At 31.1% G+C, this 18,361-nt stretch carries 23 protein-coding genes; 13 read left to right on the top strand and 10 right to left on the bottom strand.

All coding sequences use genetic code 11. From position 1 onward, the window contains the following. The first annotated feature begins 39 nt into the window (after positions 1 to 39). The gene (locus V6251_RS04000) at positions 40 to 861 is read left to right on the top strand and encodes a glycosyltransferase family 2 protein (protein ID WP_341587119.1); all 822 of its coding nucleotides are present in this window, start codon (positions 40 to 42) and stop codon (positions 859 to 861) included. Here V6251_RS04000 and V6251_RS03995 read toward each other — a convergent pair. Continuing rightward, entirely contained in the window at positions 858 to 1,937 is a 1,080-nt protein-coding gene (locus tag V6251_RS03995; protein WP_341587118.1) for a glycosyltransferase family 9 protein, read from the bottom strand. The genes V6251_RS04000 and V6251_RS03995 overlap by 4 nt on opposite strands. 287 nt (positions 1,938 to 2,224) lie before the next feature. Between V6251_RS03995 and V6251_RS03990 the strand changes: the two genes are divergently transcribed. Further along, positions 2,225 to 2,800: a lipopolysaccharide kinase InaA family protein gene (locus V6251_RS03990; protein WP_341587117.1), complete on the top strand. Its 576-nt coding sequence runs from the start codon at positions 2,225 to 2,227 to the stop codon at positions 2,798 to 2,800. 75 nt (positions 2,801 to 2,875) lie between these two features. Here V6251_RS03990 and V6251_RS03985 read toward each other — a convergent pair whose 3' ends face one another. Then, positions 2,876 to 3,691, bottom strand: a complete 816-nt coding sequence (locus V6251_RS03985) for a 2,3,4,5-tetrahydropyridine-2,6-dicarboxylate N-succinyltransferase (protein ID WP_145002385.1) — start codon at positions 3,689 to 3,691, stop codon at positions 2,876 to 2,878. A gap of 102 nt (positions 3,692 to 3,793) precedes the next feature. Here V6251_RS03985 and ruvX point away from each other — a divergent pair, with 102 nt between their 5' ends. From ruvX to mazG, 4 genes are all read left to right on the top strand, one after another. Continuing rightward, entirely contained in the window at positions 3,794 to 4,204 is a 411-nt protein-coding gene (gene ruvX / locus V6251_RS03980; protein WP_292949606.1) for a Holliday junction resolvase RuvX, read from the top strand. Between the two features lie 9 nt (positions 4,205 to 4,213). Next, positions 4,214 to 4,807 carry a peptide deformylase gene (gene def / locus V6251_RS03975; protein ID WP_341587116.1) on the top strand — a complete coding sequence of 198 codons (594 nt, stop codon included), beginning with the start codon at positions 4,214 to 4,216 and terminating at the stop codon, positions 4,805 to 4,807. A gap of 104 nt (positions 4,808 to 4,911) precedes the next feature. Beyond that, entirely contained in the window at positions 4,912 to 5,334 is a 423-nt protein-coding gene (locus V6251_RS03970) for a DUF5606 family protein (protein WP_341587115.1), read from the top strand. Between the two features lie 108 nt (positions 5,335 to 5,442). Further along, a complete protein-coding gene (gene mazG / locus V6251_RS03965; RefSeq protein WP_341587114.1) occupies positions 5,443 to 6,216 on the top strand; it encodes a nucleoside triphosphate pyrophosphohydrolase in 774 nt (257 codons plus the stop codon). Between the two features lie 646 nt (positions 6,217 to 6,862). Here the strand turns inward: mazG and V6251_RS03960 are convergent. From V6251_RS03960 to V6251_RS03950, 3 genes are read right to left on the bottom strand one after another with little or no spacing between them, the layout of a single operon-like run. Beyond that, positions 6,863 to 8,071 (bottom strand): peptidylprolyl isomerase, encoded by a 1,209-nt coding sequence (locus V6251_RS03960; RefSeq protein ID WP_341587113.1) that lies wholly within the window; start codon positions 8,069 to 8,071, stop codon positions 6,863 to 6,865. 19 nt (positions 8,072 to 8,090) lie between these two features. Then, entirely contained in the window at positions 8,091 to 8,636 is a 546-nt protein-coding gene (gldI, locus tag V6251_RS03955) for a gliding motility-associated peptidyl-prolyl isomerase GldI (RefSeq protein ID WP_099569773.1), read from the bottom strand. Beyond that, positions 8,626 to 9,645, bottom strand: a complete 1,020-nt coding sequence (locus tag V6251_RS03950; protein ID WP_341587112.1) for a DHH family phosphoesterase — start codon at positions 9,643 to 9,645, stop codon at positions 8,626 to 8,628. The genes gldI and V6251_RS03950 overlap by 11 nt, the downstream gene beginning before the upstream one ends. 142 nt (positions 9,646 to 9,787) lie before the next feature. Between V6251_RS03950 and V6251_RS03945 the strand changes: the two genes are divergently transcribed. Next, positions 9,788 to 10,207 carry a nucleoside-diphosphate kinase gene (locus tag V6251_RS03945; protein ID WP_028281614.1) on the top strand — a complete coding sequence of 140 codons (420 nt, stop codon included), beginning with the start codon at positions 9,788 to 9,790 and terminating at the stop codon, positions 10,205 to 10,207. Positions 10,208 to 10,358: 151 nt separating this feature from the next. On the opposite strand, the gene V6251_RS03940 is transcribed toward V6251_RS03945, so the two are convergent. From V6251_RS03940 to recF, 5 genes are all read right to left on the bottom strand, one after another. Next, entirely contained in the window at positions 10,359 to 10,550 is a 192-nt protein-coding gene (locus V6251_RS03940) for a cold-shock protein (RefSeq protein ID WP_028281615.1), read from the bottom strand. Between the two features lie 168 nt (positions 10,551 to 10,718). Continuing rightward, positions 10,719 to 10,910 carry a cold-shock protein gene (locus V6251_RS03935; RefSeq protein WP_028281616.1) on the bottom strand — a complete coding sequence of 64 codons (192 nt, stop codon included), beginning with the start codon at positions 10,908 to 10,910 and terminating at the stop codon, positions 10,719 to 10,721. A 110-nt stretch (positions 10,911 to 11,020) separates the two neighbouring features. Then, the gene (locus tag V6251_RS03930) at positions 11,021 to 11,317 is read right to left on the bottom strand and encodes a DUF721 domain-containing protein (RefSeq protein ID WP_292949577.1); all 297 of its coding nucleotides are present in this window, start codon (positions 11,315 to 11,317) and stop codon (positions 11,021 to 11,023) included. Next, entirely contained in the window at positions 11,317 to 11,730 is a 414-nt protein-coding gene (locus tag V6251_RS03925) for a lipocalin family protein (protein WP_341587111.1), read from the bottom strand. Before V6251_RS03925 ends, V6251_RS03930 begins: the two co-directional genes overlap by 1 nt. A 1-nt stretch (position 11,731) precedes the next feature. Beyond that, positions 11,732 to 12,811, bottom strand: coding sequence for a DNA replication/repair protein RecF (gene recF / locus V6251_RS03920; protein WP_292949571.1), 1,080 nt, complete (start codon positions 12,809 to 12,811; stop codon positions 11,732 to 11,734). Positions 12,812 to 12,944: 133 nt separating this feature from the next. Between recF and V6251_RS03915 the strand changes: the two genes are divergently transcribed. The 6 genes from V6251_RS03915 to V6251_RS03890 all read left to right on the top strand — a co-directional run bounded on the left by V6251_RS03915 (position 12,945) and on the right by V6251_RS03890 (position 18,350). Then, the gene (locus V6251_RS03915) at positions 12,945 to 13,715 is read left to right on the top strand and encodes a tetratricopeptide repeat protein (RefSeq protein WP_145006699.1); all 771 of its coding nucleotides are present in this window, start codon (positions 12,945 to 12,947) and stop codon (positions 13,713 to 13,715) included. Between the two features lie 8 nt (positions 13,716 to 13,723). After that, the gene (gene ribH, locus V6251_RS03910; protein WP_341587110.1) at positions 13,724 to 14,203 is read left to right on the top strand and encodes a 6,7-dimethyl-8-ribityllumazine synthase; all 480 of its coding nucleotides are present in this window, start codon (positions 13,724 to 13,726) and stop codon (positions 14,201 to 14,203) included. A gap of 319 nt (positions 14,204 to 14,522) precedes the next feature. Beyond that, positions 14,523 to 14,804, top strand: a complete 282-nt coding sequence (locus V6251_RS03905) for a riboflavin synthase subunit beta (protein ID WP_145002363.1) — start codon at positions 14,523 to 14,525, stop codon at positions 14,802 to 14,804. Between the two features lie 4 nt (positions 14,805 to 14,808). Further along, positions 14,809 to 16,659, top strand: coding sequence for a DNA mismatch repair endonuclease MutL (gene mutL, locus V6251_RS03900; protein WP_341587109.1), 1,851 nt, complete (start codon positions 14,809 to 14,811; stop codon positions 16,657 to 16,659). Positions 16,660 to 16,662: 3 nt separating this feature from the next. Continuing rightward, positions 16,663 to 17,490, top strand: coding sequence for a rhomboid family intramembrane serine protease (locus V6251_RS03895; protein ID WP_292949561.1), 828 nt, complete (start codon positions 16,663 to 16,665; stop codon positions 17,488 to 17,490). Between the two features lie 2 nt (positions 17,491 to 17,492). Next, positions 17,493 to 18,350, top strand: coding sequence for a rhomboid family intramembrane serine protease (locus tag V6251_RS03890; protein ID WP_341587108.1), 858 nt, complete (start codon positions 17,493 to 17,495; stop codon positions 18,348 to 18,350). Positions 18,351 to 18,361 lie beyond the last annotated feature (11 nt).

The following is an 18,361-nucleotide window of genomic DNA, read 5'->3' as shown; positions in this document are numbered from 1 at the left end:
AACCAAAATTACTAAAATAATTTTATCTTTGTAGCTATAATGAAAATAGATACTTCAATAATAATTAGCACTTATAATTCTCCGGAATGGTTAGCAAAAGTACTGTATGGTTATAACAACCAAACGTACCGTAATTTTGAAATCGTAATCGCAGATGATGGTTCTAAACAAGAGACCATAGATTTAATTAAATCCATACAGGAAGAAGTCTTTTATCCTATTATCCATGTGTGGCATGAGGATAATGGTTTCCAGAAATCTGAAATTTTAAACAAATCTATCACACAATGTACATCGGATTACATTATCATGTCTGATGGTGATTGTATACCACGTCAAGATTTTGTTGAAGTGCACGTTAAAGAGCGAGAGATTGGTTACTTTTTATCTGGTGGTTATTTTATGTTACCAATGGATATTTCTCATGCAATCACAAAAGAAGATATTTATAAAGCCAATTGTTTTAATCTAAAATGGCTTAAAAAGAATGGCTTAAAAGCATCCTTTAAAAACAATAAGTTAACTGCTAAAGGCTTAAAATCTAAGATTTTAAATGCTTTAACACCAACAAATGCTAGCTGGAATGGACATAATGCTTCTGGTTGGAAAAAAGATATTGTTGCAGTTAATGGTTTAGATGAGCGTATGCAGTATGGTGGTCAAGATCGTGAGCTTGGTGAGCGTTTAATGAATTTAGGTATTAAAAGTAAGCAAATTAGGTATTCAGCTATATGTGTGCATTTAGACCATAAACGAGGTTATAAAAATGAAGCCTCAATAGCAAAAAACAGAGCGATTAGAGACGTCACTAAAAATGAAAAGAAAGCTTGGACAGATTATGGAATTGTAAAAAAGGCTTAGTTTTTAAAAGCTTTTAAGTGTAAATCTAAAAACGGAGTCAATTTTTTTAAGATCATTTCAGGTGTTAACATTTGATATAATTCGTGCGGATTTTCTTCAATTTTACGTCTTTGTTCTACACTAAACTCGTCAAATAAATTAGGCTTTTCTTCTAATAAATGTATTGATGTGTGTTTTTTACCATCTTCAAAACTAGCCCAATGTTCTTTTAAAACGTAAGGCGAAAATATTGTAAAGGTTGGTTTGTTTAAAGCTTTTGATATATGTACAATACCACCTTCATTACCAACAAGTAGCTCGCATTTGTTCATTAAAGTTATAAAACCTCTTATACTATCTTCGTAAATATCAATGATAATATTAGACTTATTCTGGCATTGGTTGTAAATACTTAACGCATCTGCTTTTTGGTGTGGTGCGTAATTAAACAATACGTTAACATTATAGGTTGCAGTAATATGATCTATTAAAGCAACAATATATTGATATGGCATGGATTTTTGAGGCGTACTTCCTAACACACCTAGCATAATTGCTGGTTTGTTGTATTTGTTTAGCTTGTTGTATTGTTGTTCGTTTTGGGTTAATACAATATGTGGCTCGTAATCTATTTGGTCATGCGCTAACGGAAAAAAGGTATTAAACATGTTTATTCTATCCTCAATAGCTTTACCACTAATGTGTTTTTTTTCATCTAATAAAGGGACAGTGTGTGTGTAAAAATTAAACCAAGGGTTTTTACCTCTTTTCTGAAAACCTATTCGCATGCTAGCTCCCGAAAAATAACAAATAATGCGACTTTGTAATTTAGAGTAAGGGTCAAAAATAATATCATAGTTATTTTTTTTAACTCGTCTAATCAAGCGTTGCATAAATTTAAATTGCTTCAATTCTTTTTCATTTACTGCTATAATGTTATCAATGTTTCGATTGTTTTCAATAACACCAGTTGTAAAGTCATACACCAAATAATCAATTTGACTATCAGGAAAAACAGTTTTCATGTTTTGGGCAATTACTGATGCGATAAGCACATCACCAATACGTTTATTTTGTATGACAAGAATTTTCTTCATTTAAAAGTTGCGTATTTTTTACGCTGTAGCGCAAAATATAATTTTATCGGCTTTTATTAAAATTTAGTTTAATATATCTTTGAACAATCTTAAAATAGATAACTATCATACACTGTCATCCAAAATATAAATACTTAGAGTCACAATTAATTGCGCTTATCCATGAATTTGAAACCTCTGGAGAATCAGTCACTATTGGACAACGTAACGTTATAAAGTCTTTTGAAGTTGAAGGTTTAAAACTAAACGTTAAGTCCTTTAAAATACCAAATGGCTTTAATAGTTTTGTGTATAAATATATACGACCAACTAAAGCAAAACGATCTTTTGAGTATGCTACTAGATTAATTGATTGTGGTATTTCTACACCTTTTCCCATAGCATATATAGAAAACACCACAGTTTTTGGGTTAAAATCAAGTTATTATATTAGTAAGCATATTGATTATGATTTTGAATTTAGAGCGTTAATACATAACCCTCAATTTCCGGAACGTGATAAAATATTGCAGGAATTTGCAGCATTTACCTTTAAACTGCATGAGAATAATATTGATTTTTTAGACCATTCACCAGGTAATACTTTAATAACTAAAGATGATAATGGTTATAATTTCTATTTAATTGATTTAAATAGGATGCGTTTTAAACCAATGAGTTTTGATAATCGTATGCATAATTTTAGACGTTTATGGTTGTCTAAAACTATGATTAAGATTTTGGCAGAAGCTTATGCCAAATTGTATAACAAGTCGTATCAAGATACCTATGATTTAATGCTTAAGCATAGTCGAGCATTTCAACTAAAAATTAATAGTAAAAAATTAAGACGTAGCGGAAGGAAAATGCAGTTTAAGAAATAAATTTTAAATACAAAAAAGCCTCTAAATTTTAAATTTAGAGGCTTTTTACATTTTATAAACGGTTGCTTTTAATTTTTAAACAGCAACATCATACTCTCTTAAAGCATCATTTAAAGAGGTCTTCTTATTTGTACTTTCTTTACGTTTTCCAATAATTAAAGCGCAAGGTACTTGATATTCTCCAGCTGCGAATTTTTTAGTATAACTTCCAGGAATCACTACTGATCTAGCAGGTACACGACCTTTCATTTCAATAGGTGTATCTCCTGTAACATCTATAATTTTAGTACTCATGGTTAACACCACGTTTGCACCTAAAACAGCTTCTTTTTCTACATGTACACCTTCTACAACGATACAACGTGATCCAATAAATGCACCATCTTCTATAATTACCGGAGACGCTTGTAAAGGCTCTAAAACACCACCAATGCCAACACCACCAGATAAATGTACGTTTTTACCAATTTGAGCACAACTACCTACAGTAGCCCAAGTGTCAACCATAGTTCCTTCATCTACATAGGCACCAATATTTACATAACTAGGCATTAAAATTGTACCTGCAGATATGTAAGCACCATGACGTGCAACAGCATTTGGTACCACTCTAATTCCTTTTTCTTTATAACCTCTTTTTAGTGGAATTTTATCATGATATTCAAAAATACCAGCTTCTAAAGTTTCCATTTTTTGAATAGGGAAATATAAAACAACCGCTTTTTTAACCCATTCGTTAACCTGCCAACCATCGGTTGTAGGTTCTGCTACTCGTAATTTTCCTAAATCTAAAAGGTTAACCACTTCTCTAATAGCTGCTATGGTTTTTTCGTCTGTCAATAACTCTCGGTTATCCCAAGCAGTCTCTATTGTTTTTTGTAATTCTGTCATGTCAATTTTAATTTAAGACAAATATAATTCGTAAAAATTAAAATATGGCACAATATTTAAGGTGTTAAGATTATAAAACTATAAATTTGCACAAAATTTAATATGGCTCGCATTTTAGCAATTGATTACGGAAAGATTAGAACAGGATTAGCAGTGACTGATGAGATGCAGATTATTGCTTCTGGATTGACTACTGTAAATACCAAAGAGCTTATTACTTTTTTAAAAGACTATTTAAGTAAGGAGCAAGTCGAATTATTTTTAGTCGGAGAACCAAAACAAATGGATAATACGCCAAGTGAGAGTGAAGCGTTGATTATTCCGTTTTTGGTGAAATTAGAAAATGTATTTCCTAAGATTCCGATAAAACGTGTAGACGAGCGTTTTACCTCTAAAATGGCGACGCAAACCTTAATAGATAGCGGGTTAAAGAAAAAACAAAGACAAAATAAAGCGCTTTTAGACGAGGTTAGTGCAACCATAATCTTACAAAGTTACCTTTATAATCAATAAAAAATTAGTATGATATTACCAATTGTTGCCTATGGCGATCCCGTTTTAAAGAAAAAAGCGACAGACATTACAAAGGATTATCCAAAATTGAAAGAGCTAATTGCAAACATGTACGAGACCATGTATGGATCGTTTGGTGTAGGTTTAGCAGCTCCTCAAATTGGGTTGTCAATCCGTATGTTTATTGTAGATGCGACTCCGTTTGCAGATGATGAAGAAGTAATGAGTAAAGCGGAAAGTGACTTTTTAAAAAGCTTTAAACATACTTTTATTAACCCAGTTATTTTAGAAGAATCTGGTGACGAATGGGCTTTTAATGAAGGTTGTTTAAGTATTCCTGATGTTAGAGAAGACGTCTTTAGAAAACCAAATATTAAAATTGAATATTTTGATGAAGACTTTAACAAGCAAACTATGGAATTAGATGGTTTGGCTGCTAGAGTGTTTCAGCATGAGTATGATCATATCGAAGGGATTTTGTTTACAGACCATTTGTCTGCTTTAAAAAAGCGTTTGATAAAAGGAAAATTAACTAACATCTCTAAAGGAAAAATTAATGTGGATTATCGCATGAAATTTCCATTAATGAAAAAGAAACGTTAAACGTTTGGAAAACCCAAACTAACATAAGATATTTGCCATCCAATTTTTAACACTATGCAGCGTCATAGTGAAAGATAAAAGGATAATTAAAAAGAATAAACTATATGGCTTTAGATAAAGTATTAGCAATTGCAGGTAAACCTGGATTATATAAATTAGTAACTCAAACAAGAGGTGGTTTTATTGCCGAATCTTTAATTGATAACAGACGTATGTCTGTTGGAATACAACAAAACGTTAGTATTTTAAGTGAGATTGCAATTTATACTTTAACAGAAGAAGTACCATTAAAAGATGTCTTAAGTAAAATTAAAGACAAAGAAAATGGTGCACAAACTAGTATTAGTCATAAAGACTCTAAAGATAAATTAGAAGAATACTTTTTTGAAGTATTACCAGACTATGATGAGGATAGAGTGTACCCAAGTGATATCAAAAAAGTAATACAATGGTATAATATGTTACAAAAAAATGACATGTTAGACTTTGATACTGCTAAGACTGAAACGTCTGACGAAGAAGAATAAATTGACTTTATTTATAGATATTAAAAATCCAGCTTTTGCTGGATTTTTTTGTTTATCATATTTTAAGATGAAACAAATCAACGTACTTTTACAAAAACCTTTTTTTATATGAATTCTAGAGCAGACCAATTAAAAGCATTTGACCGTTTATTGACTATTATGGACGAGTTACGCGAGCAATGTCCTTGGGATAAAAAACAAACCATGGAAACCTTACGTCATTTAACTATTGAAGAAACGTATGAGTTAGGCGATGCTATTTTAGAAGACGATTTAGAAGAAGTTAAAAAGGAAATTGGTGATTTAATGCTGCACATGGTTTTTTATGCCAAAATTGGAAGTGAGAAAAAGGCATTTGACATTGCAGATGTTTGTAATGGTATCTGTGAAAAGCTAATCCATAGGCATCCACATATTTATGGCGATGTGACTGTAAAAGACGAAGCTGAAGTCAAACGTAATTGGGAAAATCTAAAATTAAAAGAAGGCAGAACAAGTGTTTTAGAAGGCGTACCTAATAGTTTGCCAGCGTTAGTAAAAGCAAGCAGAATACAAGAAAAAGTAGCAGGCGTAGGTTTTGATTGGGAAAAACCAGAGCAAGTATGGGAAAAAGTAGAGGAGGAGTTAAATGAATTTAAAGCTGAGGTTGATAAAGGCGATGCTGATGCAATGGAAGACGAATTTGGAGATGTATTGTTCTCTATGGTAAACTACGCTAGGTTTTTAAAGATAAACCCAGAAAACGCTTTAGAGCGTACTAATAAAAAATTCTCTAAGCGCTTTCAGTATTTAGAGTCAAAAGCAAAAGCATTAAATAAAGATTTAAAAGACATGACTTTGGGTGAAATGAATGTTTTTTGGGAGGAAGCCAAAAAACAGTAATTAGAAAATCTGTGATTTTCAAATACTCAGTTTTTTTGGGAGGAAGCCAAAAAACAGTAATTAGAAAATCTGTGATTTTCAAATACTCAGTTTTTTTGGGAGGAAGCCAAAAAACAGTAATTAGAAAATTTGTGATTTTTCACATACTTAGTTTTTTCGATTGAAAAATATAAGAGATTAGGTTTGGTTTTTAGCTAGAATTGTGAAAAAATATTTTAAAATCCTGCTATTGTAGGATTTTTTTATTCAATAAATATTGAAAACATAAATAGCTTGAAATGCGCATTATCATTTAATTGTGTGCTAAAATCTAGGTGTTATAAAATGTTGTTTTTTCTAAAATTTTAATTTTTATTCTATTTAAAAAGTCCAAAACTAGAAATGTGTCGTATATACTTATAAATGACATAATCTTTTCAAGATAATATAGTTGATTAATAGCATACATCACTTTGATGTCATTAAAGGAAAATTATTTCTTACAAGCGAAGAGAAGTAATTGGTTAGTTTAGTTAGGAGCCACAATCCTACTTCTTTTTAGGAGTAGGATTTGGTTTTTTATAAAGGTTTAGTCTCTATTATAAAATTGTTTATAACAAAAAAAGCACTCATAAAGAGTGCTTTTTTTCTGTAAAACAGAAATAATTTATTTGATTGATACAATTTCTAAATCAAAAATAAGGTTTGCATTTGGTGGTACTGGACCACGACCTGAAGCACCATATCCTAAATAACCTGGTACAAATATTCTAGCTTTATCTCCAACATTCATATTTAGCATAGCTTCTCTAAAACCAGGGACTAAAGTTGCAGACTCGTTATAAGGCATTGCAAAAGGTTGGTATGCACCTTGTTTTGCAGCGTCTTCATTGTATTGGTCATATTTTTTAGCATCAGATTCTATTGTAGAAAAGAAGAAACGTCCATCTTCAAATAATCCAGTACAATCAATTAATACTTGATCTGACGGTTTTGGTGTAACTCCGTTTGGATTTGCTTCAATAATCATTACTAATCCAGTTGGAAATTCTTTTACTTCACCTGGTATATCAGCATTAGCTTTTTTAAAGTTGTTAGCAGCTTCTTTAGCTTTTTCTTTCAAAATTTCTTGAGCTTTTACTTCTAAATCTTTTAATTTTTGTGGTAAAAGTGGCTCTTGTTCTGTAAAAACTTTAGCTGCATCAAATGCTTTAGCATCTTTACCTTTACGGATGATATTTAATTGTTGGATAACAATATCTTCAATTGGTTTGTTGCTTCCAGGTGTAACTTTAACGTTAGAGATTGTGTCTTGTACTTCAATACCTTTAACTAATTCTCCAAATACAGAGTGACAACTTACCCTTGGTGCACCACAGTTTTTTAAACTTCCGTCTGCGTAAAAAGCATCTAGGTTTTGCTTAGGTATTTCGGTAATAAAAAATTGACTTCCATTTGTGTCTAATCCACCAGAATTAGCCATAGATAAAATCCCTGCTTTGTCATGACTTAAGTCTGTATCAAATTCGCTAAAAAATTTATATCCAGCACTTCCAGTTCCTGTTCCGGTTGGGTCACCACCTTGAATCATAAATTTATCCATTACTCGGTGAAAAGTAACACCATTGTAAAAAGGTTTTCCTTTTAAAGAGTCATCTAGTTTTGGGTGAGTACCTTCTGCTAAACCAACAAAGTTAGCAACCATTACAGGCACTTTGTCGTAAAATAACTTGGCAACCATTGTACCTTTATTTGTAACAAATTCGGCATATAATCCGTCTTCCAAATCTGGATATTTATCTTGGCAAGATGTGTTAGCCATACTAACCAAAAGAGCAATCAATAATAGTTTCATTGTTTTAATTAATTTGTTCATTTTAATATTGGGTTTGTTTCTATTCTTTTTTAGTAATTGTGTTAACTGTAACTTTGCAGATTAGTGGTGTATTTGTTCCTATTCTGTTTTCGTCTCCATAATAGCCATAAGCTTTATGTGATGGAAACAAAAAGGTTACCGTTTCTCCTGCTTGCATTAGTTTTAGACCTTCACGTAAACCTGTAAAAAGTTCTTGTTGGTCCATTGCGTAATTTTGTGTTTTTAATTCTTCTTCAGTATAAATGGTTTTTCCATCTAAAGCTTTTACGTCATAATTAAAGTTTACAATGTCTGCAAAATCAGGTTTTACAATGCTATCTGTTTCAATTTTAGTATTGTAATAGTACCAAAATCCATTGCCTGATGTTTTATAATCATTTTGTGGTTGACTTGCTATTACTGTTTCAATTGCTTTAATTTCTTTTTTGTTTAACGCTTTGTTTCTAGCAACAGATTGGTCGATAAAAGATCCCGAACTAACCGATTTTGGTTTTCTAGCTTCAGGTGTTTTACAACTTAAAACAGTAATTAATATTAGTAATAGTATGGCTAAATTACGCTTCATGTAGTGCTGTGTTGTATTGTGGTAATATACTAATAAATTTTTCTGTGGTTTCCTCTAAGTTTACATCACTTTTTCCTCCTGCAGCATTGGTGTGTCCACCACCTTGAAAGTAAGCTCTAGACATTTCGTTAACAGAGAAATCACCTTTAGATCTTAATGAAATTTTAATGATACCTTGTTGTAAATCCTCGATAAATATAGCTGCAAGTACAACATTGTTTAAAGATAAAGCATAGTTTACAAAACCTTCAGTATCTCCTTTTTTGTAATCAAATTGTTGTAATTCTTTTTGAGATAACGTAATGTAAGCAGCTCTAGATTCTGGTACAACTTTTAAATTACTTAAAGCACAACCTAATAATTGCAAACGGTTATAGCTGTTAGTGTCGTATACTTGATTGTGTATCATGGTGTTGTCTGCACCTTTGTCTATTAAATTAGCTATTATTCTATGCGTTGCACTTGTAGTAGATCTAAATCTAAACGATCCTGTATCTGTCATAATACCTACGTAAATTGCTGTAGCTATATTGCTATCTATTATAGGTGTGTCCTCTAGCATGTCAATAAAATTATACACCATCTCACAAGTCGAGCTCATGCTAACATCACTGTACATATATTTTGCAAAATCATCAGGTTGTTGATGATGGTCTATCATTATTTTTAATGCTTTGCAGTCTGTTAACACGTGTTCCATGTCACCAGTTCTGTGAAACGCGTTAAAATCTAAAGCAAAAATGATATCTGCTTCATTTAGTGCTTGTTCGCTTTCTTCTTTTTGACTATCATATTTTAAAATCAAATCCTGACCAGGTATCCATTTTAAAAAATCAGGATAATCGTTTGGTACAATAACCGTAGCTAAGTGATTAGTTTTTGTTAAATAATGAAATAAGGCTAGGCTAGAACCAATAGCGTCTCCATCAGGATTTTTATGGCTTACAATTACAATTTTTTTAGGTGTTTCTAATAACTGTTTAATTGCTGTAATGTCTTGTTTTGTCATAGCCCACGAAGATACAATTTTTTAATATTCGAATATATTGTTTTTCTTAATAAATGGCGTACTTTTGCACAAAATTAACAAGCACTTTTAACTATAAAAGGATTGTTGTTTTAAATAAATTAGATAACATTAAAATAAAAAAATGGCAACTAACAGAACATTTACAATGCTTAAGCCTGACTCTGTTGAAAAAGGGTACATTGGCGCAATCTTAGAAAAAATTAACGCTTCAGGTTTTAGAATCGTTGCAATGAAATTAACACACATGACTAAGCAAGATGCTGAAGCATTTTACGCTGTACATAGTGAAAGACCTTTTTATGGTGAGTTAGTTGAGTACATGACACGTGGACCAATTGTAGCTGCTATTTTAGAAAAAGATAACGCTGTTGAAGATTTTAGAACTTTAATTGGTGCAACTAATCCTGCTGATGCAGCAGAGGGAACGATCCGTAAATTATATGCAGCGTCTATTGGCGAAAATGCAGTACACGGAAGTGATAGTGATGAAAACGCAGCTATTGAAGGTGCTTTCCATTTTGCTGGACGTGAAATGTTTTAGTTTTAAAACTATATAAATTAGAAAATCCAGCTTTTTGCTGGATTTTTTTTGTTTTATAATTAAAGACTTTGAAGTGTTTTGGATTTAAAAACAAAAAAAAGCCTCTCTAAATAAATAGAGAGGCTTTAATCTTAAAGATATATGGTAGTTGTTAAATTACTTTAACGTTAACTGCGTTTAATCCTTTTTTACCTTCTTGTAAGTCGAATTCAACTTCGTCACCTTCGCGAACTTCGTCGATTAATCCTGAAATGTGTACAAAATGGTCTTTGTTTACACCTTCTTCTGTTATGAATCCAAAACCTTTAGCGTCATTGAAGAATTTTACTGTGCCTTTACTCATTGTAATAAAATTTAATATTAATTATTTTAATTATTGCAAAGATGGTACCAATAATTTTAATAATGCACTTTTATTTTATTTATTTTCAATTATTTAGCAATTTTAACTAAAAAAGCCTTTCCGTGTGGAAAGGCTTTTTTTGTAATGATTTAAATAGAAAATATATAATTATACTACTTTTACATTTACTGCGTTCATACCTTTTCTTCCTTCTTGTAAATCGAATTCTACAACATCACCTTCACGAACTTCGTCGATAAGTCCAGAGATGTGTACGAAATGGTCTTTGTCTGATCCTTCTTCAGTTATAAAACCGAATCCTTTAGAATCATTGAAAAATTTTACTGTGCCTTGAGCCATTGTAATAAAAAAAATTTGTTAATAATGTCTCAAAGATATAATATTTAATAATACTATAAAGTAAATTTTAATTTATTTTAAAAAATATATTTTGCTGGTATTATTTTCAATTATCTCAATATCAGTTTTTTAATTATTTCTTTACCTAGTTCTTCGTTTAATAACTTAATTATTTTTTGGTTACCATAACTAAGCTCTTCTCTAAGTGCGCTAGAGCTTAGTTGTACATAAAGTATGTCTTTTTTAAGCTCGATTGCTGTGGTATAATTAGTAATACCATTACCCATTAATTTTGCCCAAGCGTCTTTTACATTAACTTTATCCAGTCCTTTTTCCAGGTTGTTTTCTGTAACAAAATCTTTTAATGCGTCAGAGATATTAAGTAAGTTGTTGTTTCGTTTTGCCATTAGTCTACGGTTATAGGTGTGTAGCGTTTATATAAATACAAATCTTTATTTTGATTCATAATCTGTAATTTGTCTTTGCTAGCGTGTAAAATAGTTTCTTTCCAGTTAGCAAATGGTGTTTTATAATAAAGGTTAAGACTGTCGTTTTCTACTTTAAAAATAAAATGTTCAACATCTTTAGAGGTTTGGTAAGTCCCATTAAAGTTTGGTTTTAGTTTCTTTCTAAACCCAACAGAGTCTTTATCTAAATTTATATAATCTATTGTTTCGTTTATATTATACACTTTTTTTGTACCATTACTTAAGGTTACTTCGTTTATTTCCCAATAACCCGAAAGGTGTTGCTTTAAATCTTCAGGATTTTTTGAGCATCCTACTAGTACTATTAATAATAGGTAATACGTCTTTTTCATATTATAATTTAAATATTTCATACGATTGATGTACTTGTTTAACAGCGTTTTCAGTACGTTCGGCATGTGTGTCGCTAATAAAGATTTGTCCAAAATTTTCATCATTAACTAATTTAATAATTTGTGCTACACGTGTTTCGTCTAATTTATCAAAAATATCATCTAATAATAAAATAGGATTATCACCACTAATAGCTTTTATACTATCAAATTGTGCTAATTTAAGCGCAATTAAAAATGATTTTTGTTGTCCTTGACTTCCAAACTTCTTAATTGGATATTCGCCTAAATTAAATTCTAAATCATCCTTATGTACACCAACACTAGTGTATTGTAATGCCTTGTCTTTGTTAATTGTTTTTTTTAATAGCTGTTCTAAGCTGTCCTCAAACAAATCACTTTTATAATTTAAACTTACGTCCTCGTTATTATTGCTTATGGCTTTGTATCTAGCTTTAAATAAAGGTATAAATGACTCTAAAAACTGTTTTCTTTTTTCAAAAACAAGGGTTCCATATTGTTGTAGTTGTTGGTTGTAAACATCCACAGTGTCATTATTATAAGTGTGATTTGCAGCAAAATATTTAAGCAATGAGTTGCGTTGAGATAAAATTTTGTTGTAATTAATTAGATTACTTAAGTAGTTTTTATCGCTTTGGCTAATAACGCTATCAATAAATTTTCGTCTAGTATCACTACCTTCAATGATTAAATCTCTGTCAGCTGGACTTATTATCACTAAAGGTAAAAAACCAATGTGATCACTAAACTTGTCGTAAGCTTTGCTGTTTCTTTTTATAATTTTTTTTTGTCCTTTTTTCAGACTTACTACAATGTTTTCTGTTTTTTCGTCTTTGTCATATTCACCATTAATAACAAAAAACTCTTCGTCATATTTAATATTCTGTGATGCTACAGGATTAAAGTAGCTTTTACCAAAGGATAAATGGTAGATTGCATCCAATACATTGGTTTTTCCAACACCATTATTACCAACAAGGCAGTTAATAGTATGGTTAAACTCGAATGATTTAGAGTCGAAATTTTTATAGTTTAAAAGCGCTAAAGATTTTAAAATCATGTAGTTATTGCTAGGATATAGGGTTTTAAATAGGGTAGCCTAATAAGGATGTGCAAATTATTGAAAATTATCAAATAATAACCTTTTATTTCTGAAGAAAAATTATATTTTTGTGCGCATTAATAAAACTAATATGGCGACTTACAAGAAAAGAGGATACAAACCAAATACTAAAGTAGAAAAGGAAATAGAGGTTGAAGAAAGCTCAACAACTGCTGAAGTTTTTAATACATTAGACGAATCTGCAAACAAAGCAGAGGAGTTTGTTGAAAAAAATCAGAAAAACATTTTTATAATAATTGGTGTTGTAGCTGCATTAGCTTTAGGTTATTTAGTTTATCAACAATTTATAGTTAAGCCTAAGCAAGGTGAAGCAATGAATGAAATGTACCAAGCACAAAAATTCTTTAATGAAGCTGTTACAAATGGTGTAGCACAAGATTCTTTATACAATCTAGCACTTAAAGGAGGTGAAGGTAAATTAGGTATGGTAGATATTGCAGACCAATATAGTGGTACTGCTGCAGGAAACTTAGCTAATTATTATGCTGGTATGGCTTATTTAAATATTAAAAACTACGAACAAGCAATTGTTTATTTAGATAAGTTTGAAAGTGAAGATGAAGCATTAGCACCTATGGCTAAAGGCGCAATAGGAGATGCTTTTGTACAATTAACAGATAATGAAAACGCTTTAGATTATTATACACAAGCTGCTAACTTACGTCAAAACGAATTTACAGCTCCAACATATCTATACAAAGCAGGAATTACTGCTTTAGACTTAGGTAAAGCATCTAAAGCATTAGACTTTTTTAATAAAATAAAAGACAACTATCCAAACTCACCAGAAGCTACTCAAGCAGAAGTGTTTATTGGAAAAGCGCAAGCAATGTCTAACTAAATAAGCTTATGGCAACAACAAATTTATCAGCATACGATAAAGCATCAATCCCAAACGGAAAGCAATTTCGGTTTGGGATTGTTGTTTCAGAATGGAATGACAATATCACACAAGGGTTGTTAGAAGGTGCTAAAAGCACACTTTTAGAACATGATGTGCAACCAGAAAATATTTTGGTTTGGGATGTGCCAGGAAGTTACGAGTTAATTTACGGTTCTAAAAAAATGATAGCACAAAGTGTTGATGCTGTCATTGCGATAGGAAGTGTAATCCAAGGCGAGACTAAACATTTTGATTTTGTTTGTGATGCAGTAGCCCAAGGTATTAAAGACCTTAATGTTACTACAGAGACACCTGTTATTTTTTGTGTATTGACAGATAATACGTTGCAACAAGCTATTGATCGTTCTGGTGGTAAACATGGTAATAAAGGTGTAGAGGCAGCAGTTGCAGCTTTAAAGATGGCAACACTACGTAAAAACGCCTAAAATTCTGTTAACATTTTTTAGCATTCTTAAACAACCTTTCTGTAGTATTTTCAGTATTTTTGGATATTAATCACATTAAAACTGTAAAGGCTTGTTTGGTCAAAAGAAAAATAAAAAATTTAACTACCAATCCCGTTTTTCTAAAGAAGAAAACTCAGCTGTAAAGCTAAAAGAGAGTTTAAATACTAGCTGGAATGGTTCAAGAAAATCTAAGACTAATTCTAAAAAAAGCAATACGTTATTTTTTTTAGTTGGAGTTTTGCTTTTTTTGGCTGCTTTAATGTACTATTTAGAAACTAAAATTAAGTAATCTTTTACTATGGGATTTCTCTCTAAACGAAAAAATAAAAAATTTGATTATACACCTCGTTTTTACAAAGGTGAGGGTAGTCCATTTGAAATAAAACATAAGTTTGACGAGCATAGGACTACAGTAGGAGACAATCCTAATTTAAAGCAGAAATTTAATAATGCTATCGAAGATTTAAAAAACAATACAGATAAAACTGCCAATAGAAGGATTGTTTTAATTGTAGCTGTTTTAGTGTTTTTATTTTTATTAATTATAGGTTTCGATTTATCTATTTTCTTCCCTAATTAGACTTATGGCAGATATTATTCAACTATTACCAGACCATGTTGCCAATCAGATTGCAGCAGGAGAGGTTGTACAACGTCCAGCGTCTGTTGTTAAAGAGTTGTTGGAAAACGCTATCGATGCAGATGCAACAGTTATTAAGTTAATAGTTAAGGATGCAGGAAAAACGTTAATCCAAGTTATCGATAATGGTAAAGGGATGAGCACGACGGACGCTAGATTAAGTTTTGAGCGTCATGCGACATCAAAAATTAAATCTGCTGAGGATTTATTCCAATTACATACTAAAGGATTTAGAGGTGAGGCATTGGCAAGTATTGCTGCAATTGCGCATGTCGAGCTTAAAACGAAGCAAGACAATGAAGATCTTGGATCCACTATAATTATAGAAGGTAGTGAAGTTAAGTCTCAAGAAGTTGTTGTGACACCAAAAGGGACATCATTATCCGTAAAACATTTATTTTTTAATATTCCTGCTAGACGTAACTTTTTAAAGTCTAATACAGTCGAATTACGACATATTATAGACGAGTTTCATCGTGTAGCATTAGCACATCCATCTATTAGCTTTTCTATGTTTAGCAATGGAAGTGAGACTTTTAATTTACCAGAAAGCAATTACAGACAGCGTATTGTAAATATTTTTGGAAATAAAACTAATGAGAAGTTAGTTCCTGTTGAGGAAGCTACCGAAGTGTTGACCATTTCAGGGTTTGTTGGTAAACCAGAGTTTGCTAAAAAATCTAGAAACGAACAGTTTTTCTTTGTCAATAACCGTTTTATTAAAAGTGCGTATTTAAATCATGCTATTAATTCTGCTTTTGAAGGTTTACTTAAAGATGGTGCACAGCCTAGTTATTATTTAAATTTAACAGTTAATCCGCAAACAATAGATATAAATATTCATCCAACTAAAACCGAAATTAAGTTTGATGACGAACATACATTATACGCTATATTAAGATCTGCAGTAAAACATAGTTTAGGGCAGTTTAATATTGCTCCAGTTTTAGATTTTGACAGAGATGCCAATTTGGATACGCCATACAGTTACCAACAAAAAGGAATGCCAAGTGTTGAGGTGGATCGTACATTTAATCCATTTAAAGAGGAAACACCTAAAGTTAGAAATGTCTCTAACTACAAAAAAGAACCTGTTGCTACAGCAAGTTGGGACAGTTTATATGTTGGTTTAGAATCTAAAGGCACAAAAACAAATACAGAGTTTAGTGAAGTGCATTTTGAAAGCGAACCAAATACCGAGAGCTTTTTTAAAAATGAAAATGAAGTAGAAACAAAGCAATCCACTTATCAATTAAATAATAAATTTATAATAAGTACCATCAAATCTGGAATGTTAGTTATAGATCAACATCGTGCACACCAACGTGTGTTATATGAAGATTATTTAAGACATATTACAATTAAAGAAGGTGTAAGCCAACAACTATTATTTCCGTTAGACCTACACTTTTCAAAGCAAGAAATAGCATTAATAAATCAATTAAAAGAGGACTTGGAGTCTACAGGTTTTGTTTTTCAATCTATTAAAAATGAAACAGTAGAAATAACAGGTGTACCAGTTAATGTGCCAGAAAGCGAAGTATCCATAATCTTAGAGCAATTAATTAGCGATGTAGAAAATGAAGTGCCAGATAGTAACTTTTCTGCAACAGATTTATTAGCAAAATCTATGGCTAAAAGCTTAGCGATTAAAACAGGACAATCATTAACCAATACAGAGCAAGAACATTTGGTAAATCGTTTGTTTGCTTGTAAGGAGCCTAATGTGTCACCTACTAACAGAACCACTTTTATTACGATGTCTGTGGATGAGTTAGAGAAAAAATTTATGTAACGTATGATGAGAATAACAGATACTGTAAAACATTTAATAATCATAAACGTACTTATGTTTGTAGGTACAATGACTGTTGGAGATGGTCGTTTGTTTTATGATTTATTTGCAATGCATTTTCCTGCAAGTGATGCTTTTAAGCCTTGGCAAGTAGTAACGCACATGTTTATGCATGGTGGATTTACACATCTATTATTTAATATGTTTGCATTATGGATGTTTGGAGGTCCAGTTGAGCAACGTTTAGGTCGAAATAAATTTTTGTTTATTTACTTTTCTGCTGGTTTAGGAGCTGTATTGTTCCAATTAGCAGGTTATTATTGGGATTATCTTCCTGCTTTAAAAAGTTTAATGGAGTCTGGTTTAAGTAAAACCGCTATTAATGATATTATTAATTTTAATATTTTAGATGGTAACCAATACACAGGACAACTTTTACAAGAACAACTAACCGTGTATTTAGCAGATAATAATATTAGCGCAAGTGTAATTAATCAGGCGTCTTATCAGGCATTATTTGAGACTAATGTATTAATCCACAATAGTACAATGGTAGGAGCATCAGGTTGTATTATGGGTGTTTTAGCAGCTTTTGGTATGATGAATCCAAACGCAGAGTTAATGATGATTTTCTTACCCATACCTATTAAAGCTAAATATTTTATTCCAGGAATTATACTATTGGATGTAATATCAGCGTTTACTGGTCAATCCTTTTTTAGCCCAAGCAATACAGCATATTTGGCTCACGTTGGTGGTGCAATTATAGGGTTTATAATTATGTGGTATTGGCGTAAAACACAATTTAATAAAAACCGTTGGGATAGATAAAAATGAATCAAATAGAGCAACTTAAATATAAATATGCAAGACTTAATGTCTTAGAAAAAATTATAGCACTAAATGTTATTATTTTTCTATTTGCTGCTTTGTTTAGAAAGATTATACCTGGTTTTTTTTCATGGATATATTTGCCTAGTAACTTTTGGGCTTTTTTAAGTAAACCATGGACTTTAGTTAGTTATGGTTTTTTACATTTTGATTTTTTACACCTATTATTTAACATGTTATGGCTTTATTTTTTAGGACGTATGATGTTAAATCTGTTTAGTCCTAAAATGGCTTTAAATATCTATTTTATGGGTATTATAACAGGAGGATTAGTCTTTTTGTTAGGTTATAATATTTTTCCTAATATATTTACTGCTAATGCTTATGTTTTAGGTGCTTCAGCAGGTGTTAGGGCATTACTTATTTTTATCTGTGCTTATATGCCCAACAAGGATATAAGGTTTTTTACGTTTAATCTTAAATTATGGTGGATTGGAGCAGTACTTATAGGTCTTGACATTTTAGGTATTGTAAACGGAAATAACCAAGGTGGTAGTTTAGCGCATCTTGGAGGTGCTATTTTAGGTTATGTATATGCTAAACAATTAGTCAAAGGTCAAGATATTGGAACTGGATTTGGACGTTTTATGGATTGGTTTAGTATGTTATTTAAAGCTAAACAAAAAGTAAAAATGAAAACGGTTCATAAAAAAAGTAAAGTAGCAGGTTATAAAAAAGAAGAGTTTAATCAATTTAATAACCAGAAAAAAATTGATACTATTTTAGACAAAATAAGTAAAAGTGGATATGATAGTTTGTCTAAAGAAGAAAAAGAATATCTATTTAAAGCAGGAAAGTAGTCACTAATTAG

Source organism: Olleya sp. Ti.3.14 (assembly GCF_038154885.1).
In the GTDB taxonomy this organism is placed as follows: domain Bacteria; phylum Bacteroidota; class Bacteroidia; order Flavobacteriales; family Flavobacteriaceae; genus Olleya.
The sequence above is the reverse complement of the archived record's forward strand: the minus strand, read 5'-3'. Positions and strand labels throughout refer to the sequence as shown.

Excerpts from the sequence above, each read along its gene's own strand:
- V6251_RS03945 (WP_028281614.1), top strand. The coding sequence starts at position 9,788 with ATGGCAACTAACAGAACATTTACAATGCTTAAGCCTGACTCTGTTGAA.
- V6251_RS03895 (WP_292949561.1), top strand. The coding sequence starts at position 16,663 with ATGATGAGAATAACAGATACTGTAAAACATTTAATAATCATAAACGTA.
- V6251_RS03985 (WP_145002385.1), bottom strand. The coding sequence starts at position 3,691 with ATGACAGAATTACAAAAAACAATAGAGACTGCTTGGGATAACCGAGAG.
- V6251_RS03995 (WP_341587118.1), bottom strand. The coding sequence starts at position 1,937 with ATGAAGAAAATTCTTGTCATACAAAATAAACGTATTGGTGATGTGCTT.
- V6251_RS03940 (WP_028281615.1), bottom strand. The coding sequence starts at position 10,550 with ATGAGTAAAGGCACAGTAAAATTCTTCAATGACGCTAAAGGTTTTGGA.
- V6251_RS03915 (WP_145006699.1), top strand. The coding sequence starts at position 12,945 with ATGGCGACTTACAAGAAAAGAGGATACAAACCAAATACTAAAGTAGAA.
- V6251_RS03960 (WP_341587113.1), bottom strand. The coding sequence starts at position 8,071 with ATGAACAAATTAATTAAAACAATGAAACTATTATTGATTGCTCTTTTG.
- ribH (WP_341587110.1), top strand. The coding sequence starts at position 13,724 with ATGGCAACAACAAATTTATCAGCATACGATAAAGCATCAATCCCAAAC.
- gldI (WP_099569773.1), bottom strand. The coding sequence starts at position 8,636 with ATGAAGCGTAATTTAGCCATACTATTACTAATATTAATTACTGTTTTA.
- V6251_RS03905 (WP_145002363.1), top strand. The coding sequence starts at position 14,523 with ATGGGATTTCTCTCTAAACGAAAAAATAAAAAATTTGATTATACACCT.
- mazG (WP_341587114.1), top strand. The coding sequence starts at position 5,443 with ATGAATTCTAGAGCAGACCAATTAAAAGCATTTGACCGTTTATTGACT.
- V6251_RS03890 (WP_341587108.1), top strand. The coding sequence starts at position 17,493 with ATGAATCAAATAGAGCAACTTAAATATAAATATGCAAGACTTAATGTC.
- recF (WP_292949571.1), bottom strand. The coding sequence starts at position 12,811 with ATGATTTTAAAATCTTTAGCGCTTTTAAACTATAAAAATTTCGACTCT.
- ruvX (WP_292949606.1), top strand. The coding sequence starts at position 3,794 with ATGGCTCGCATTTTAGCAATTGATTACGGAAAGATTAGAACAGGATTA.
- mutL (WP_341587109.1), top strand. The coding sequence starts at position 14,809 with ATGGCAGATATTATTCAACTATTACCAGACCATGTTGCCAATCAGATT.
- def (WP_341587116.1), top strand. The coding sequence starts at position 4,214 with ATGATATTACCAATTGTTGCCTATGGCGATCCCGTTTTAAAGAAAAAA.
- V6251_RS03970 (WP_341587115.1), top strand. The coding sequence starts at position 4,912 with ATGGCTTTAGATAAAGTATTAGCAATTGCAGGTAAACCTGGATTATAT.
- V6251_RS03950 (WP_341587112.1), bottom strand. The coding sequence starts at position 9,645 with ATGACAAAACAAGACATTACAGCAATTAAACAGTTATTAGAAACACCT.
- V6251_RS03930 (WP_292949577.1), bottom strand. The coding sequence starts at position 11,317 with ATGGCAAAACGAAACAACAACTTACTTAATATCTCTGACGCATTAAAA.
- V6251_RS04000 (WP_341587119.1), top strand. The coding sequence starts at position 40 with ATGAAAATAGATACTTCAATAATAATTAGCACTTATAATTCTCCGGAA.
- V6251_RS03925 (WP_341587111.1), bottom strand. The coding sequence starts at position 11,730 with ATGAAAAAGACGTATTACCTATTATTAATAGTACTAGTAGGATGCTCA.
- V6251_RS03935 (WP_028281616.1), bottom strand. The coding sequence starts at position 10,910 with ATGGCTCAAGGCACAGTAAAATTTTTCAATGATTCTAAAGGATTCGGT.